At 42.0% G+C, this 19,444-nt stretch carries 7 protein-coding genes, 6 tRNA genes and 3 rRNA genes; 4 read left to right on the forward strand and 12 right to left on the reverse strand.

The annotated features are described in order from the left end of the window. Positions 1–111: 111 nt before the first annotated feature. The 3 genes from AVFI_RS11290 (at position 112) to AVFI_RS11300 (ending at position 3,793) form a co-directional block, all read left to right on the forward strand. The gene (locus tag AVFI_RS11290; protein WP_012533915.1) at positions 112–1,257 is read left to right on the forward strand and encodes a sugar diacid recognition domain-containing protein; all 1,146 of its coding nucleotides are present in this window, start codon (positions 112–114) and stop codon (positions 1,255–1,257) included. 127 nt (positions 1,258–1,384) lie between these two features. Continuing rightward, positions 1,385–2,650, forward strand: a complete 1,266-nt coding sequence (locus AVFI_RS11295; RefSeq protein ID WP_012533727.1) for a GntP family permease — start codon at positions 1,385–1,387, stop codon at positions 2,648–2,650. Between the two features lie 12 nt (positions 2,651–2,662). Then, a complete protein-coding gene (locus AVFI_RS11300; RefSeq protein WP_012533094.1) occupies positions 2,663–3,793 on the forward strand; it encodes a glycerate kinase in 1,131 nt (376 codons plus the stop codon). A gap of 67 nt (positions 3,794–3,860) precedes the next feature. On the opposite strand, the gene acnB is transcribed toward AVFI_RS11300, so the two are convergent. The 9 genes from acnB to AVFI_RS11345 all read right to left on the reverse strand — a co-directional run bounded on the left by acnB (position 3,861) and on the right by AVFI_RS11345 (position 16,522). Then, positions 3,861–6,449, reverse strand: a complete 2,589-nt coding sequence (gene acnB, locus AVFI_RS11305) for a bifunctional aconitate hydratase 2/2-methylisocitrate dehydratase (RefSeq protein ID WP_005420841.1) — start codon at positions 6,447–6,449, stop codon at positions 3,861–3,863. Between the two features lie 221 nt (positions 6,450–6,670). Next, the gene (locus AVFI_RS11310) at positions 6,671–8,932 is read right to left on the reverse strand and encodes a patatin-like phospholipase family protein (protein WP_017019162.1); all 2,262 of its coding nucleotides are present in this window, start codon (positions 8,930–8,932) and stop codon (positions 6,671–6,673) included. Between the two features lie 157 nt (positions 8,933–9,089). Continuing rightward, positions 9,090–10,412 (reverse strand): IS4 family transposase, encoded by a 1,323-nt coding sequence (locus AVFI_RS11315; RefSeq protein ID WP_199414946.1) that lies wholly within the window; start codon positions 10,410–10,412, stop codon positions 9,090–9,092. 673 nt (positions 10,413–11,085) lie between these two features. Further along, a tRNA-Asp gene (locus tag AVFI_RS11320) sits at positions 11,086–11,162 on the reverse strand. Between the two features lie 81 nt (positions 11,163–11,243). Beyond that, positions 11,244–11,359, reverse strand: a 5S ribosomal RNA gene (gene rrf, locus AVFI_RS11325). A 136-nt stretch (positions 11,360–11,495) separates the two neighbouring features. Continuing rightward, positions 11,496–14,386: ribosomal RNA gene (locus AVFI_RS11330) — 23S ribosomal RNA — on the reverse strand. Between the two features lie 325 nt (positions 14,387–14,711). Then, a tRNA-Ala gene (locus AVFI_RS11335) sits at positions 14,712–14,787 on the reverse strand. Positions 14,788–14,823: 36 nt separating this feature from the next. Beyond that, positions 14,824–14,900: transfer RNA gene (locus AVFI_RS11340), tRNA-Ile, on the reverse strand. 69 nt (positions 14,901–14,969) lie between these two features. Further along, positions 14,970–16,522, reverse strand: a 16S ribosomal RNA gene (locus AVFI_RS11345). Together the 16S, 23S and 5S rRNA genes with 3 tRNA genes alongside form the textbook arrangement of a ribosomal RNA operon. Positions 16,523–17,189: 667 nt before the next feature. Here AVFI_RS11345 and AVFI_RS11350 point away from each other — a divergent pair. Continuing rightward, the gene (locus AVFI_RS11350) at positions 17,190–18,815 is read left to right on the forward strand and encodes a methyl-accepting chemotaxis protein (RefSeq protein WP_005420844.1); all 1,626 of its coding nucleotides are present in this window, start codon (positions 17,190–17,192) and stop codon (positions 18,813–18,815) included. A 141-nt stretch (positions 18,816–18,956) separates the two neighbouring features. Here the strand turns inward: AVFI_RS11350 and AVFI_RS11355 are convergent. The 3 genes from AVFI_RS11355 to AVFI_RS11365 all read right to left on the reverse strand — a co-directional run bounded on the left by AVFI_RS11355 (position 18,957) and on the right by AVFI_RS11365 (position 19,265). Next, positions 18,957–19,032 (reverse strand) — tRNA-Asn (locus AVFI_RS11355). A gap of 29 nt (positions 19,033–19,061) precedes the next feature. Then, positions 19,062–19,137 (reverse strand) — tRNA-Thr (locus tag AVFI_RS11360). 52 nt (positions 19,138–19,189) lie between these two features. Further along, positions 19,190–19,265: transfer RNA gene (locus tag AVFI_RS11365), tRNA-Phe, on the reverse strand. Positions 19,266–19,444 lie beyond the last annotated feature (179 nt).

Genomic DNA, 19,444 nt, shown 5'->3' on the forward strand with positions numbered 1-19,444 from the left:
TCACACGTTTTGGATCAAAGACAATGCCGAGCTCTTTTACTCCAGTATAATCTTATCCCTATTTTTTTTATAGCTAACTCCCTCCTTTCTTAATAGCTAAAAGGTTTAAAGATGCAGTTAACCACAATGATCGCCAAACAAATTGTTGAGCGTTCAATGAAAATTATCAAACACTCTGTCAATGTGATGGATGAGTATGGTGTGATTATTGGTTCAGGGGACCCATCAAGATTAAACTGTCGCCATGAAGGAGCGATACTCGCTATTAATGAAAATCGAGAAGTTGAAATCGATTACTCTACAGCTCAACAATTACGTGGTGTAAAAGCTGGGATTAACTTACCCATTGTGTTTCAAAATAAGGTTATTGGGGTTGTTGGTATTTCTGGAAAACCTTCAGAAATCCAACAGTACGGTGAGTTAGTAAAAATGACCGCCGAACTTATCATTGAGCAAGCCGCTTTAATGACAGAAATCCAGTGGTCTAAACGTCACAAAGAAGAATTAGTTCTACAATTAATTCAACCATCAGACTTAAATACACAACAGCTTTATTCAATTGCTGAACGATTAGAACTCGATCTTAATCAACCACGAATCGCAACCATCATTAAGGTAGATTCTTTTAATGGTGAAAACCTTTCTCTCAGCCATCTTCAAAAATTAGTTCATTTATTAGAATATCCAGAGCGCGATAATTTAGTGGCAATCAGCTCCGTGACCTTAAACGAAGTTGTGGTATTAAAACCAATTACATTAACGGATACAGGATGGAATAGAAGCCATGAAGAAAAAAGGATCCGCCAATTATTTCAACGCATCTCCCATGATGAGAAATTCACAATAAAAATAGCATTGGGTGATTACTTTCCAAATCTAGAAGGACTAGCGCAATCTTATATGACAGCAAAAGCGACCATGAGTACTGCTAATGCTAAACATCGCATTTTATTTTTCCAAGATAACAAGTTACCCGTTTTAATTAATGGACTAAAATCCGATACTTGGCGAATGGAACAATTAAAGCAACCTATCGTTAATCTTCAAAAAGCAGATCCTAAAGGGATATTACTCAAAACCCTTAAAGCCTTTTTTAATCATAATTGTGATTCAGCTCAAACCTGTAAATCACTCCATATTCATAGAAATACACTTCGTTATCGACTTGATAAAATAAACAAAGAAACTGGCTTAGATATCAATAAGATAAATGATTCTACCTATTTATATCTTGCTTCATTAATGAGTAATAAATAACACTCAATTTGTGCAACTGCATAATGAATTAAATATTTAACTCATGAAATTTGGGCATTCGACTAAAGCATATTGATAACGATAACGTTAGATTACCGACATCTTAATTATTAAATGGAACGTTAATATGATCGAAGTATCTACCCTAGGCGCTATTTCAGCGCTCGTTGTTGCTATCGCCCTCATCCTTAAAAAGGTCCCGCCTGCTTATGGCATGATTATTGGTGCTCTAATTGGTGGTATTGTCGGTGGCGTTTCATTAACAGATACAGTTAACTTGATGATTGGCGGTGCTCAAGGAATTGTTACCGCTGTTTTACGAATTCTTGCAGCTGGTGTTCTTGCTGGTGTATTAATTGAATCAGGTGCCGCAACCTCTATTGCAGAAACCATAGTAAAAAAAGTAGGCGAAACCAGAGCACTACTAGCATTAGCGGTTGCAACAATGATCTTAACGGCTGTGGGGGTTTTCGTAGACGTTGCTGTAATTACTGTTGCTCCTATTGCACTTGCGATTGCTCAGCGTGCAGACCTATCTAAAATGGCTATCTTATTAGCGATGGTTGGCGGCGGTAAAGCTGGTAACGTAATGTCACCTAACCCAAATGCGATTGCGGCAGCCGATGCTTTTAATGTGCCTTTAACTTCAGTGATGGCAGCTGGTGTTATCCCTGGATTATTTGGGTTAGTCTTTGCTTATTTCATCGCTAAAAAACTTGTCAATAAAGGCAGTAAAGTCCAAGCTCATGAAGTGGTTTCTGTTGATCATTCTCGCCTACCTAGTTTTACTACTTCAATCGTAGCCCCTCTTGTTGCCATCAGTCTTTTAGCCCTACGCCCAATAGCGGGTATTAATGTCGATCCCCTCATTGCTCTTCCTTTAGGCGGTCTACTGGGTGCTGTTGCAATGGGACGCTTTAGAGATACCAATCATTTTGCAGTCTCTGGCTTAACTCGTATGGCTCCTGTTGCTGTAATGCTACTTGGTACCGGTACATTAGCAGGTATCATTGCAAACTCAGGGTTGAAATCTGGCCTTATAGATATCTTAACGGCTTCTGGACTTCCATCTTATCTACTTGCTCCGATTTCTGGTGCCATGATGTCGTTAGCAACAGCATCAACAACCGCAGGTACTGCCGTTGCAGCAAGTGTATTTAGTCACACAATTCTAGAACTTGGCGTTCCAGCTCTTGCTGGTGCTGCAATGATTCACGCTGGTGCAACCGTATTAGATCACATGCCACACGGTAGTTTCTTCCATGCCACTGGTGGCGCTGTACATATGGATATTAAAGAGCGTTTAAAACTTATTCCATACGAATCAGCGGTTGGTCTCATGATCGCAACGGTTTCAACCCTCATCTTTGGCGTCTTCGGTTTATTTGTTTAATAAGGCTATATTATGAAAATCGTTATTGCTCCTGACTCTTACAAAGAAAGTTTAACGGCGATGGAAGTCGCTACGGCCATTGAAGCTGGATTTAAACAAGTATTACCTCATGCTGAATATATAAAGTTACCTATGGCCGATGGTGGTGAAGGTACGGTTCAATCACTGATTGATGCAACTGGAGGCTCAATTATCGAGCACACAGTAACTGCGCCTCTTGGTGAACAAATTACTGGTTTTTATGGATTATTTGGCGATGGCCAAACAGCCATTATCGAGATGGCAGCTGCATCAGGTTTACACCTTGTTGAACCAAGTTTACGTAACCCTCTAAATACCACTACTTATGGTACTGGCGAACTAATTAAAGCGGCGCTTGATAAAGGTGTAAAACACATCATTGTAGGAATCGGCGGTAGTGCGACTAATGATGGCGGCATTGGCATGGCTCAAGCACTTGGTATCAAACTTCTGGATAAAGATGGTAATGATCTTGCTTTTGGTGGAGGTTCGTTAGCACAGCTTGTAACGATCGATACATCAAATAAAGATCCTCGTCTTGATGATATTACACTTGAAGTTGCATGCGATGTTGATAACCCACTGTGTGGACCTAAAGGTGCTTCTTTCGTGTTTGGCCCACAAAAAGGGGCAACTCCTGAGATGGTTAGCACGTTAGATAACAATCTAAGCCATTATGCCGATATAATGAAAGATCAACTTGATAAAGACGTAAAAGACACTGCCGGAGCTGGCGCTGCAGGTGGGCTTGGTGCCGCCTTACTTGGTTTATTTAGTGCAACTCTGCGTCCTGGTATTGAAATCGTAATGGATGCCGTAAATCTATCAGATGTTGTATCAAGTGCCGATCTTGTTATCACTGGAGAAGGTCGAATCGATAGCCAAACTATTCATGGAAAAACACCGATTGGCGTAGCAAGAACAGCGAAAAAATTTGATTTACCTGTTATTGGTATTGCAGGTTGTTTATCTGATGATTGTGCAATTGTTCATGAGTATGGTATTGATGCAGTATTTAGTGTTGTGCCTCGCTCAGTGTCTCTTGAGCTTGCATTAAAAGAAGCCGCTATTAACGTAGAAAATACCGCTCGTAATGTTGCAGCAATATATTCAATGAAATAGGTAAGTATCCAGCCCTCTAAATAAAAAAGCAGCCAATTGGCTGCTTTTTGTATTTATGAAGATAAGGTTAAGCTGGCTCTTGGAAAATAACCGTATCCGCTTTCTCTGTATATGCTCCCATTTTATGGAAGTTCAAATAACGGTAAGTATCTGCAGCGGTTGCATTAATCTTATCTGCGTACTCTAGGTACTCTTCCTTCGTTGGAATACGACCAAGAATCGCACCAACCGCAGAAAGTTCAGCAGACGCTAGGTAAACATTCGCACCTGTACCCAAACGGTTCGGGAAGTTACGAGTAGATGTAGACATTACTGTCGACTTGTCTGCCACACGTGCCTGATTACCCATACATAGTGAACAACCCGGAGTTTCAATACGAACTCCAGCGCGACCGAAGATGCCGTAGTAGCCTTCTTCTGTTAGCTGGTCTTTATCCATCTTAGTTGGCGGAGCCACCCATAGACGAGTGCTTAGCGAGCCGTTGAACTCTTCAAGCATCTTACCAGCAGCACGGAAGTGACCGATGTTCGTCATACAAGAACCGATGAACACTTCTTGAATCTCAGTGCCTTGAACGTCAGAAAGAAGACGAGCATCATCTGGATCATTTGGTGCACATAGGATTGGCTGATCGATGTCAGCAAGGTCGATCTCGATAACGTGAGCGTATTCAGCATCTGAATCAGCAGACAGTAACTCAGGGTTCGCTAGCCACTCTTCCATAGCAGTAATACGACGTTCGATAGTACGAACATCACCATAGCCTTCAGCAATCATCCACTTAAGCATCACGATGTTTGAGTTCAGGTACTCTTCGATAGACTCTTGAGACAACTTAACTGTACAACCTGCTGCAGAACGCTCAGCTGATGCATCTGAAAGCTCAAACGCTTGCTCAACAGATAAGTGTTCAACGCCTTCAATTTCTAGTACACGACCAGAGAATTCGTTGATCTTACCTGCTTTCTCTACCGTTAGTAGACCTTGCTTGATGCCGTATAGAGGAATCGCGTGTACTAAATCACGTAGCGTGATGCCCGGTTGCATTTCACCTTTAAAACGAACCAAAATAGATTCAGGCATATCAAGAGGCATAACACCTGTTGCTGCTGCAAATGCCACTAGACCTGAGCCTGCAGGGAACGAAATACCTAGAGGGAAACGAGTATGCGAGTCACCACCAGTACCAACAGTATCAGGTAGGAGCATACGGTTTAACCATGAGTGGATAACACCATCACCCGGACGCAGTGAAACACCTGCACGGTTCATGATGAAATCAGGTAGCGTGTGATGCGTGTTTACGTCAACAGGTTTTGGGTATGCCGATGTGTGACAGAAAGATTGCATCACAAGATCCGCAGAGAAGCCAAGACATGCAAGATCTTTAAGCTCATCACGCGTCATAGGACCCGTCGTATCCTGAGAGCCTACCGTTGTCATCTTAGGCTCACAATATTGACCAGCACGAACGCCTTCAACACCACATGCTTTACCAACCATCTTCTGAGCTAGCGTGTAGCCTTTATCAGATGCAGATGGATCAATTGGCTTAGCAAATAGATCGGTTTCTTCTAAACCAAGAGAAATACGAGCACGGCTTGTTAATCCACGACCAATAATTAGAGGAATACGACCTCCAGCACGAACTTCATCAAGCAACACTGCGCTCAATTTAAAGCTAGAGATCTCTTCATTATTTTTACGAACTACACCTTCATAAGGGAAAATATCAATAATATCTCCCATATTCATGTTTTGAACATCAAGTTCAATCGGTAGTGCTCCTGAATCTTCCATTGTGTTATAGAAGATCGGGGCAATTTTACCACCAAGACAAACACCGCCAGTGCGCTTATTTGGTACGAATGGAATATCTTCACCCATGAACCAAAGCACTGAGTTAGTCGCTGATTTACGAGAAGAACCAGTACCAACAACATCACCCACATAAGCTAATGGGATGCCGTCTTTTTGCATTTCTTCGATTTGAGTAATAGGACCAACGCTACCCTGTTCATCTGGAGTGATACCATCGCGTTCCATTTTCAACATTGCTTTTGCATGTACAGGAATATCAGGACGCGACCATGCATCTGGTGCAGGAGAAAGATCATCGGTGTTCGTTTCACCTGTGACTTTAAATACTTTTACAGTGATCTTTTCAGCTACTTTATCTTTTGATGTAAACCATTCTGCATCAGCCCATGATTGAAGTACTTGCTGCGCTGAAACATTGCCTGCTTTTGCTTTTTCTTCTACATCATAGAAAGCATCAAACATCAAAAGTGTGTGTGATAGTGCTTTAACTGCAATTGGTGCCAGTTCAGTGTCATCTAATAAAGAAACAAGAGGCTCTATATTATAACCACCTTGCATTGTACCAAGTAATTCTGCTGCTTTTTCTTTACTAACAAGTGGAGAAGAGACTTCTCCTTTAGTAACTGCTGTTAAGAAGCCAGCTTTAACATAAGCGGCTTCATCAACGCCAGGGGGAATACGATTCTCTAGTAAATCAAGAATAACTTCTTCTTCGCCTTGAGGCGGATTTTTTACTAATTCAACTAATGCTGCTACTTGCTCAGCATCCAGTGGTCTTGGGACCACGCCTTCTGAAGCACGTTCTTCGACGTGTTTACGATAAGCTTCAAGCACGACTTAATTCCTCACTTTCTGGTCTACTCTTAATGAGTAAACATCCTTGGAAACAATTCAGTTTATATCCATTAACTTTTTAATTCTGTTATAAATCTCAATAAAACAAGAGAATATGTATCGGAATAGACTAAAAATGTGACGAGATGATATCAAATTTAACTCAAAATTAAAATCTCACCACATCAAACAACATACGACTTATGGCGCACTTTTAAACATTATAAAGTTGCACCAATACTTAAATATACTGATTCATGATTTTGCTCTGTGCGACCATAAGCGAAAATAATAGGGCCTATTGGTGAGTCTATTCCTGCAAAAATAGAGCCTGCTGCATACATAGGGGCATCACTAAAATGTTCATCATTCCAGACACTTCCTTGCTCAAGAGATCCACCTAAATATATAGGCGACTGGAATAATCCAAAATCATTGTCCATTAAACGATAACGATAAACTAAACTTGCAAATGCTAAATTCTCACCAGATAAACTGTCTTTTGATATTCCTGATAAATGTAGAAAGCCCCCCAGAGATTTAGGCTCAAGAGGAATACCTCCATTTTTATTTTCTACAACACCATACTCACCGTGCACGACTAAAGTATGACGCTTTATTGTATAAGCAAATCGCCCATTAACGGTTAACTCTACAACTGAATCATCAATCGTATCGCTACTACTAATTTCGCCTAATGTATCTTCGCTATATAAATACTCAGTAAATAAATAAAAACCTTTAGTCGGAAAAGTAAAATTATCCAACGTATCTAAACGATATTGTGCAAATATTCCTTGTCTCTCATAATCACTATTATAATCTGGAATAATATTTAAAACTAAATCACCCGTTGTATATCTCCCCCCGATCCTAAAATCACTCCAAAGCGCGGGTTGTATACCTAGAGATGCTTCAAATTCAAGTTCGTTATATTCAGTTGGTAGGTAGTTATCTATATTATCAAGAGTAGGAGTTGGCCTAAATTGAGTTTGAGTAACGCTATAAGTCCCTTTTAAAGAAGAAAACAATAATTGATTACTAAGAAAAGGCGTATATAGCTCTGCTTGCATCAACTTATCTGTACCTAATTCAAAATTTGTCCTTAACTCAGAACTGTTTTCAGATAAACCAATTATGTTAATATCTGTAAAATTGATAGAAAAACCAAGCGAGTATTTACTTTGATTATAAAAGTCATCTTCTAATGAAAAACGAAAATCTAAATAATTTGGTCCCCAACTTTTTTCATTTACATCAACAACGAGTTCTGTAGATCCATCATTGGCTGTCTGATAAAAATAATCTATTCTTTCAAACCTATCAATCGTATACAGCGCTCTAACTTTAGCTTCTAATTGTTCTGAAGTATAAGTTTTACCCTCATCTATTTGAAGATATTCAAATAACATACGTTCACTGTATGAACTGTTATTATTTAACGTTACATGATCTATTTTAAGATTATCACCACGTTTTAACTGACTGGTTTTTTGTTCTTTTTCTTTTAAATAAGTTTGATATTCAGCGGTAGGTAATACCAATTTATCTAACTCTAAATGCTGTTCATAAGCGATATCATAACCTTTTCCATACGCAAAAGGCATCTTACTAAACTCTGCAGTTTCCATCTTCCCTACATGGGGAGAAAGTAATATATCGTTTTCACCTAATAGTTTTTCTTGCTGAAGGGTGCTATTTTTTACAATGTAATTTGTTAATTGCCCCATTACAGATAAATAACTGGAGATATCTTTTGCCTCTAAGTAATCAGAACCTATATCTACAGCGATAATAATATCTGCCCCCATCTCCCTTGCTATATCCACAGGCATATTATTTACACTACCGCCGTCAACCAACAAACGCCCTTCATATTCAACAGGTGGAAGCGCTCCAGGAACTGACATACTTGCCATCATTGCTTCTGCTAAATTGCCATGATCTAATATCACAGGCTCTAGCTTCTCTATATCAGTAGCAACAGCTCTGAATGGGATAGGAAGATCATCAAATGACTCTAAATAAGGAACATTTCCAGAGGTTGTTCTCAGGATTTTGGCCATATTTTGGCCCTGAACAAAGCCTTTTGGTGCTTTTAGTTCTGTGAATGAGAAGCCAATATCTGTCCCTATTTGATAACGGTCTTCATATTCCTTATCTCTAATTTGTCTTTCACTTCGTTCAACTTTATCAACAAATCCGCTATTCCAATCAATAGTATCAATAAAGATTTCGATTTCATCCGCACTTAACCCTGATGCATATAACCCCCCAATATAAGCCCCCATACTGGTACCTGTAATATAATCAATGGGGATTTTCATTTCTTCTAGTGCTTTAAGTACCCCAATATGTGCTGCACCCTTTGCTCCACCGCCAGCAAGCACCAACCCAATTTTAGGGCGAGTTTCATCAGCGAATGCCACAGAAGAAGATAGATATAAAAAAATAGAAGAAAACAGGAGAGGCTTGAAGCGCATAATATCATCCTTGAAATATTGATATAAAAAGAATACAGGATGATGAGAGAGATAAAAAGCTTAACTAGCAAGAACTGACAATGAGCAAACTCTATTTTCACATTCAATTTTCTACAAACGTAAAAAAGCCCTAATCTTTCAATTTAATGCCGCTCGCTTAACAGCTAGTGGCTCTTTTTTTATAAGGGTAGCGCGGTGCTTTATAAAGCACTTGTCGCGGAAATGGTTTTCGCTTTCTTTTCTTTGGCAGGATTAGACGCTTTCCGCTTTCTCGTAGATTTTTCAGCTTCTTGGGCACTGTTCCTGGTGTTCGCCCTGAACACCACAGGAACTCATCTTGGATTAGCCTTAACGCATTAATAAAGCTTATTCTTAATGGTTCCATTTTATGAAAATCGGCCATTCTTTTCATTTCTAGACGAACGAGGTTATAAGAAATCAAAATCCCCCATAACTCTTGATATATTCCTTCTATTTTCAAGCTTCTAAGCACTGCTTGATTGTTAAGTTGACCTTGTTTTAATTCACCATAACCTTGTTCTATTTCCCATCGTTCCCAGTAAATTTCAACAATATCTTTCAATGGATAAGTCACAGGACACTCTAATGAAGTAATAAACCCTTTGATCTCTCCTTTCGGCTCAGGTATTAAAACTAAACGAGCTTGCCAGCTATCTCCGAGGTGAGGATATTTCTGTTTTGCATCAGGCGAAACTGGCATTTTAATCAGTTTATCGTAGTCTGAAAACTCTTCTAAAACGTCGTACCTAAATTTACTTTTTATTGGAGTTAACCAATGAGTATTTTTTCCTGCATTACGCCATGATTCAAAAAGTTCAGCGGACATAAAACCACGGTCAAAAAGAGTTAATGAATTATTTGGAGCGGAGCCAACTAATTGTTGTGCATAAGATATTTCACTATTGGTTATTGGTCCAAAAGCAGCATCTGAAATAAGGTGGGTGCGTGTAGACATGAGGGTAACAGCAAGAACTGAAGGAAATGTAGCCTTACCTGTCGCGTAGCCTAGCTTTTGGTTATCCTTAGTTTCAGGGGTTTTAAATTGAGTCCCGTCAACGCTCATGAGTTTAAGTCCACAAACTAAATCAGGCGATTCTTCTGTCTCCCATTTACTCGCAGTGGTATGAAATAGGTAACGTAATGGTTCATAACCAATACGCTGTCTAGCTTTTACGATACTACTTGTGGCCAAGGGAGGGAGCTCCCCTTTAGCATCAGGGAAGGCTAATTCTAATTTATCACAAACATCGCTAATGGAGCGGTTACGCATTAAGCCAATTCCAAGCACTAACCAAACAGCTTGTTCAGCAGGAAATCTGCGCTTTCTGATAGCGGCGCGACCAGTTTGGTTAACGGCTTCTGAAATCCACTCAATAGGAATATTTTTCCGAAATGAATCCATAGATTCAGGAAGGTGAAATTCTGCAGTTAATTGTAATTCACGAGAAAACTCAGACATAAAAAATCGGCCTTAAAATAAATTTAAGACCGATTATGAAGGCTGCAAAGGATCGTTCAAGTCCCTTAAACGATCGGCATTAAATCTTTCAATTAGGGCTTTTTAAAATAAGTGGCTACGTTAACGGGACTTTCTATCGACCTTGAAAGCGACACGTCCCCCAGCGTGACAGGCCGCTAAGCTCTCCAATAAAAAGCCTAACCAACGGAGCTACCACTTCGCAGTGTTCAACTTCACTCATCCTGTTTCTATAGATGTAAAAAAGCCCTAATCTTTCGATTAGGACTTCTTCAAATAAGTGGCTTCGTTAACGGGACTTTCTATCAACCTTGAAAGCAACACGTCTCCCGGCGTGATAGGCCGCTAAGCTCTCCAATAAAAAGCCTAACCAACTGAACTGCCACTTCGCAGTGTCAACTTCACTTATTCCTGTTTCTATAGACGTAAAAAAGCCCTAATCTTTCGATTAGGGCTTTTTCAAATAAGTGGCTACGTTAACGGGACTTTCTATTGACCTTGAAAGCGACACGTCCCCCGGCGTGACAGGCCGCTAAGCTCTCCAATAAAAAGCCTAACCAACTAAACTACCGCTTCGCAGTGTCAACTTCACTTATTCCTGTTTCTATAGACGTAAAAAAGCCCTAATCTTTCGATTAGGGCTTTTTTAAATAAGTGGCGGAGTGGACGGGACTCGAACCCGCGACCCCCGGCGTGACAGGCCGGTATTCTAACCAACTGAACTACCACTCCGCAGTGGACTACTTGTCGTCGCTGACAAGTGTTCATAACACTTTTGTCTTCACTTTTTAAAAAAGTGAAAATAAATTGGAAGCCTGGCGATGTCCTACTCTCACATGGGGAAACCCCACACTACCATCGGCGCTATTACGTTTCACTTCTGAGTTCGGCATGGGATCAGGTGGGTCCATAATGCTATGGTCGCCAAGCAAATTCTTTCTATCTACCTCAATAAGAGATAAATAATAATCTGGAAAGCTGTTTCTCTATATAAAGAGCTGTTCTTAATCACATTCAATTCGTTTCTTGCAACTTTAAATCCGTTCAAAACCCCTTGGGTGTTGTATGGTTAAGCCTCACGGGCAATTAGTATCAGTTAGCTCAATGCCTCGCAGCACTTACACACCTGACCTATCTACGTCGTAGTCTCCAACAACCCTTTAGGATACTTAAAGTATCAGGGATGACTCATCTCAGGGCTCGCTTCACGCTTAGATGCTTTCAGCGTTTATCGATTCCGAACTTAGCTACCGGGCAATGCCACTGGCGTGACAACCCGAACACCAGAGGTTCGTCCACTCCGGTCCTCTCGTACTAGGAGCAGCCCCCTTCAATCATCCAACGCCCACGGCAGATAGGGACCGAACTGTCTCACGACGTTCTAAACCCAGCTCGCGTACCACTTTAAATGGCGAACAGCCATACCCTTGGGACCGACTTCAGCCCCAGGATGTGATGAGCCGACATCGAGGTGCCAAACACCGCCGTCGATATGAACTCTTGGGCGGTATCAGCCTGTTATCCCCGGAGTACCTTTTATCCGTTGAGCGATGGCCCTTCCATTCAGAACCACCGGATCACTATGACCTGCTTTCGCACCTGCTCGAATTGTCATTCTCGCAGTCAAGCGGGCTTATGCCATTGCACTAACCTCACGATGTCCAACCGTGATTAGCCCACCTTCGTGCTCCTCCGTTACTCTTTGGGAGGAGACCGCCCCAGTCAAACTACCCACCAGGCACTGTCCGCAACCCCGATAAGGGGCCAACGTTAGAACATCAAGCATACAAGGGTGGTATTTCAAGATTGCCTCCACAAATACTGGCGTACTTGCTTCAAAGGCTCCCACCTATCCTACACATGTAGGGTCAATGTTCAGTGCCAAGCTGTAGTAAAGGTTCACGGGGTCTTTCCGTCTAGCCGCGGGTACACTGCATCTTCACAGCGATTTCAATTTCACTGAGTCTCGGGTGGAGACAGCGTGGCCATCATTACGCCATTCGTGCAGGTCGGAACTTACCCGACAAGGAATTTCGCTACCTTAGGACCGTTATAGTTACGGCCGCCGTTTACTTGGGCTTCGATCAAGAGCTTCGACCGAAGTCTAACCCCATCAATTAACCTTCAAGCACCGGGCAGGCGTCACACCGTATACGTCATCTTACGATTTAGCACAGTGCTATGTTTTTAATAAACAGTTGCAGCCACCTGGTATCTGCGACTCCCGGCAGCTTAGAGAGCAAGTCTCATCACCGCTAGGAGCGTACCTTCTCCCGAAGTTACGGTACCATTTTGCCTAGTTCCTTCACCCGAGTTCTCTCAAGCGCCTTAGTATTCTCTACTCGACCACCTGTGTCGGTTTGGGGTACGATTCCTTACAATCTGAAGCTTAGAGGCTTTTCCTGGAAGCATGGCATCAATGGCTTCACTACCGTAGTAGCTCGACATCGTATCTCAGCCTAGTGTATTCCCGGATTTGCCTAAGAATACAGCCTACATACTTGAACTTGGACGACCGTCGCCAAGCCCACCTAGCCTTCTCCGTCCCCCCATCGCAATTGTAAGAAGTACGGGAATATTAACCCGTTTCCCATCGACTACGCCTTTCGGCCTCGCCTTAGGGGTCGACTTACCCTGCCCCGATTAACGTTGGACAGGAACCCTTGGTCTTCCGGCGAGCGGGTTTTTCACCCGCTTTATCGTTACTCATGTCAGCATTCGCACTTCTGATACGTCCAGCACGCTTTACAACGCACCTTCAACCGCTTACAGAACGCTCCCCTACCCAATACAGTAAACTGTATTGCCGCAGCTTCGGTGTATAGTTTAGCCCCGTTACATCTTCCGCGCAGGCCGACTCGACCAGTGAGCTATTACGCTTTCTTTAAATGATGGCTGCTTCTAAGCCAACATCCTGGCTGTCTGAGCCTTCCCACATCGTTTCCCACTTAACTATAACTTTGGGACCTTAGCTGGCGGTCTGGGTTGTTTCCCTCTCCACGACGGACGTTAGCACCCGCCGTGTGTCTCCCGGATAGTACTTACTGGTATTCGGAGTTTGCAAAGGGTTGGTAAGTCGGGATGACCCCCTAGCCTTAACAGTGCTCTACCCCCAGTAGTATTCGTCCGAGGCTCTACCTAAATAGATTTCGGGGAGAACCAGCTATCTCCAGGTTTGATTGGCCTTTCACCCCTAGCCACAAGTCATCCGCTAATTTTTCAACATTAGTCGGTTCGGTCCTCCAATTGATGTTACTCAATCTTCAACCTGCCCATGGCTAGATCACCTGGTTTCGGGTCTATATCCAGAGACTGAACGCCCAGTTAAGACTCGGTTTCCCTACGGCTCCCCTAAACGGTTAACCTTGCCACTGAATATAAGTCGCTGACCCATTATACAAAAGGTACGCAGTCACACCACGAGGGTGCTCCTACTGCTTGTACGTACACGGTTTCAGGTTCTATTTCACTCCCCTCACAGGGGTTCTTTTCGCCTTTCCCTCACGGTACTGGTTCACTATCGGTCAGTCAGTAGTATTTAGCCTTGGAGGATGGTCCCCCCATATTCAGACAGGATATCACGTGTCCCGCCTTACTCGTTTTCACTGATGATGAGATGTCGGTTACGGGGCTATCACCCTGTATCGCGGCACTTTCCAGAGCCTTCACCTGTCTCATTAAAAGCTTAAGGGCTAACCCAATTTCGCTCGCCGCTACTTTCGGGATCTCGGTTGATTTCTCTTCCTCGGGGTACTTAGATGTTTCAGTTCTCCCGGTTCGCCTCGCTACGCTATGTATTCACGTAGCGATACATGCTTATGCATGTGGGTTTCCCCATTCAGAAATCCCAGACTCAAATGGTTTTTACTACCTAATCTGGGCTTATCGCAAGTTAATACGTCTTTCATCGCCTCTGACTGCCAAGGCATCCACCGTGTACGCTTAGTCACTTAACCATACAACCCCAAGAGGTTTCGTATGGACCATTTGCTTTCACTTTTTGAAAGTGAAGACAAAACAGCAACCAAGGTTGAACTCGTCGCTATCTCTGTATAAAAGATAGGGAGTTCTGGTTTTTCGCCGGATTCAAAATACAAGAACACTTGAATGTGTTGTTCTTCGTTTTACAGAGTAAAACAAAGGATATTAAGAACTTTTAAATTTTGATTTAAATAACTCGTAAGTTATTTGAATCAGTCAGCTTTCCAAATTGTTAAAGAGCGATTTCACGCTTATGCGTGTAACCATTTTTAAAGACTCTCAAGTGAGAATACTTAAAGATGGTGGAGCTATGCGGGATCGAACCGCAGACCTCCTGCGTGCAAGGCAGGCGCTCTCCCAGCTGAGCTATAACCCCAAATATAATGTTATCCAATACTTTCTGGAGAAGTATTGGTGGGTCTGAGTGGATTTGAACCACCGACCTCACCCTTATCAGGGGTGCGCTCTAACCAACTGAGCTACAGACCCAACATTAAGTCTCTTAATCTTTTAACCTAATCAATCTGTGTGAACACTCATAAACCGTAATCTATCGTTTAAGGAGGTGATCCAGCCCCAGGTTCCCCTAGGGCTACCTTGTTACGACTTCACCCCAGTCATGAACCACAAAGTGGTGAGCGTCCTCCCGAAGGTTAAACTACCCACTTCTTTTGCAGCCCACTCCCATGGTGTGACGGGCGGTGTGTACAAGGCCCGGGAACGTATTCACCGTAGCATTCTGATCTACGATTACTAGCGATTCCGACTTCATGGAGTCGAGTTGCAGACTCCAATCCGGACTACGACGCACTTTTTGGGATTCGCTCACTATCGCTAGCTTGCAGCCCTCTGTATGCGCCATTGTAGCACGTGTGTAGCCCTACTCGTAAGGGCCATGATGACTTGACGTCGTCCCCACCTTCCTCCGGTTTATCACCGGCAGTCTCCCTGGAGTTCCCACCATTACGTGCTGGCAAACAAGGATAAGGGTTGCGCTCGTTGCGGGACTTAACCCAACATTTCACAACACGAGCTGACGACAGCCATGCAGCACCTGTCTCAGAGTTCCCGAAGGCACTAAGCTATCTCTAGCGAATTCTCTGGATGTCAAGAGTAGGTAAGGTTCTTCGCGTTGCATCGAATTAAACCACATGCTCCACCGCTTGTGCGGGCCCCCGTCAATTCATTTGAGTTTTAATCTTGCGACCGTACTCCCCAGGCGGTCTACTTAACGCGTTAGCTCCGAAAGCCACTCCTCAAGGGAACAACCTCCAAGTAGACATCGTTTACGGCGTGGACTACCAGGGTATCTAATCCTGTTTGCTCCCCACGCTTTCGCATCTGAGTGTCAGTGTCTGTCCAGGGGGCCGCCTTCGCCACTGGTATTCCTTCAGATCTCTACGCATTTCACCGCTACACCTGAAATTCTACCCCCCTCTACAGCACTCTAGTTCACCAGTTTCAAATGCGGTTCCGAGGTTGAGCCCCGGGCTTTCACATCTGACTTAATGAACCACCTGCATGCGCTTTACGCCCAGTAATTCCGATTAACGCTCGCACCCTCCGTATTACCGCGGCTGCTGGCACGGAGTTAGCCGGTGCTTCTTCTGTAGGTAACGTCAAATGCTGCAGCTATTAACTACAACACCTTCCTCCCTACTGAAAGTACTTTACAACCCGAAGGCCTTCTTCATACACGCGGCATGGCTGCATCAGGCTTTCGCCCATTGTGCAATATTCCCCACTGCTGCCTCCCGTAGGAGTCTGGACCGTGTCTCAGTTCCAGTGTGGCTGATCATCCTCTCAGACCAGCTAGAGATCGTCGCCTTGGTGAGCTCTTACCTCACCAACTAGCTAATCTCACCTGGGCTAATCTTAGCGCGAGAGGCCCGAAGGTCCCCCTCTTTGGTCCGAAGACATTATGCGGTATTAGCTATCGTTTCCAATAGTTATCCCCCACACTAAGGCATATTCCCAGGCATTACTCACCCGTCCGCCGCTCGACGCCCTTAACGTTCCCCGAAGGTTCAGTTAAGTCGTTTCCGCTCGACTTGCATGTGTTAGGCCTGCCGCCAGCGTTCAATCTGAGCCATGATCAAACTCTTCAATTAAAGTTTTTTAGTTTGTTTCAGCAGAAACAAAACCGACTCAATGATTAATACTGATTGTTACATAAAAGTAATTTTGTGTAGTCACTCAGTTCATTGATATCTCGTTTACTTTCATTTAAAAAAAATGAAAACAAACTGGTTTGATTATCAATTCACAAGTGCCCACACAGATTGATTTGGTTAAATTGTTAAAGAGCTTTCTTCTACTTTTAAGCCATTAAGGCTTTCTTTCGAAGAGGATAGTCATTTTATTCATTTAAGCTTCAGTGTCAAGCACTTATTTGAAACCAATTTTAAAAAACTATCTAGACCAACCTGATTGCAAACCCTTACTGGATAAGCCCTCCGTGTCAGTGAGGTCGCATTATAGAGACCTAATTCATATTGGCAAGCATTTTATTTAAGATTCAATTCAAATGCATAGAATATAAACAAAACGTTCAATATGAAGCCATAAAACTTATTAAAACATCCTAAAACTGATTAAAATCTAGGCTCTCAATCATAAATACCAATGATATTTAATAAATAGTGAACTTGTTCTTGTTATTTATTCCCTTCTTATTATATAAAGCGCGGAAATTCCACTCCAAAGTGGCATTTATTAAACTTATGAATAATTCTGCCGATATATATACATCAGACTAATAATCAAGGATCACAAGGCATGAAGCTAAAAAACCAATCTTACGTTCTGGCTACCATCATTTTTTGTTCTCTTATATTAATGACAGCAACAGGCTTATGGACTTTACGAGTTGCTAGTACAATAGATAACAAATCTCGAGTAACTGAGATTTTTCAAACTACCTATAACTTAATTACCAATATGGAGAATATGGTAGAAGAAGGAAAGATTGAAGAAGCAAAAGCAAAAGAACTTACTATTACTATATTACGTAATAACATTTATAAAGATAATGAATACGTTTATGTTGCTGATGAAAACTTAACTTTTCTTGCTGCACCTTTAGATCCTCAGCTACACGACACAAGTTTTCATGAATTTAGAGATAGTGAAGGTCGTAGCGTAGGACAAATTTTAGAAAATGCCATTAATCAAAATCCAAATGGTATGGCTGAATATACTTGGTCCTTAAAAATGCCAGATGGCAGTATTGATAAAAAGCTATCTATTGCTGAAAAAACACATAAATGGAATTGGATTGTCGGTACTGGTATTGGCGAAACAGAAGTAAATGAACGCTTTTGGGCAACAGCACAATGGCAATTCGGATTGGCTTTTATCATTGCTAGCTTAATACTTAGTATTTTAATGATTGCAATTAAGCGTATGCTTGCACTGCTTGGTGGCGAACCTCACGATGTACGCTCTGCAATTCAAACAGTTGCAGCTGGGCAAATCGTCACTCAATTTGAGACTAAAGCTCCTGAAGGTAGTATTTATCAAGCAGTTCAAACAATGAACCTTTCTTTAGCTGAACTTGTTGAGCATTTAACCCAATCAATGATTGCATTGAAAGACGAGTTATCTGATGTACATTCTCGTTCAGGTACCGTAAGTCAACTAACTGAAGATCAGCACCAATCAACAGAAATGATTGCTACAGCTATAACTGAAATGGCATCTTCTGCAAACAACGTAGCAGAATCAGCACAGCAAACAGCTATCAATACAGATAATGCAGACAAACAAAGTGTACGTACACAAGAGTTAATTAATGCTACCGTATCAAACATTGAAGGTTTAGCTGAACAATTAAGTACTGCAAGTACAGCCGTAGCTGAGCTAGATAATGAAGTAAATAGTATTGTTAAAGTGCTAGATGTAATTGGTGATATTGCTGAACAAACAAACTTATTAGCATTAAACGCAGCAATTGAAGCAGCACGAGCAGGTGAGCAAGGACGTGGGTTTGCTGTTGTTGCAGATGAAGTTCGTAACCTTGCAGGCCGAACTCAAGGCAGCACTAAAGAAATTCAGCAAATGATTTCTAACCTTCAAGAAGGTTCACATAATGCTATTTCTACTATGGAAGTATGTGCTGAAACGAGTAAGAGCACAGTATCTGAATCTAAAAATGCTTCTGATGCTTTACAACAAATTGTAACGGCTCTTGAAACTATCTCTAGCATGAGCCATCAGATAGCAAGTGCATCTGAAGAGCAAAAATACGTTAGTGAAGATATTACACAGCGAGTGAATATCATTGAAGAAAGTGGTCAACAACTAGCGAAAGTTGTCGCTGATAGCCAAAACAGCACTCAAACATTAACAGAACTTGCTGATGACCTTGAGACTTGGTTAAATAAATTCCAAGTTAAACATTAAGTTTAAAATCCATCGCCACTCTTTGAAAGCATGCTACTACAGCATGCTTTTTTTATAGTACCAATTTATTCAAGACGAAGTAGGAAATACAAATTTCAAATATAAAAAAAGCCTCGTCATTTCTGACAAGGCTTTAAAAAGTGGCTCCCTTTGCTGGACTTGAACCAGCGACATACGGATTAACAGTCCGCCGTTCTACCGACTGAACTAAAAGGGAACAGATTTTTATTCTCAAAAGAGAAGAGATGGTGCCGACTACCGGAGTCGAACTGGTGACCTACTGATTACAAGTCAGTTGCTCTACCTACTGAGCTAAGTCGGCACACTTAATTTCATTGCTCGTGCTAATCATGTTAGACACCAACAAATTAATATGGTGCCCGGAGGCGGAATCGAACCACCGACACGAGGATTTTCAATCCTCTGCTCTACCGACTGAGCTATCCGGGCAACGAGGTGTATTAGAATGCTTTTTAGTTTCAGGGTCAACAACTAATTACAAAAAAAGGATTGTTTGGTGAAAATATACTCGCAACGGTCGATTTTATAACATTTTCATCAAAAGATAATCGACTTTATTCAATATATCCTCTTTAAACTCTCATTCAATAATTAGTAAAATTGTATGC

It is taken from the genome of Aliivibrio fischeri ATCC 7744 = JCM 18803 = DSM 507, from assembly GCF_023983475.1.
Taxonomy (GTDB): Bacteria; Pseudomonadota; Gammaproteobacteria; order Enterobacterales; family Vibrionaceae; genus Aliivibrio; species Aliivibrio fischeri.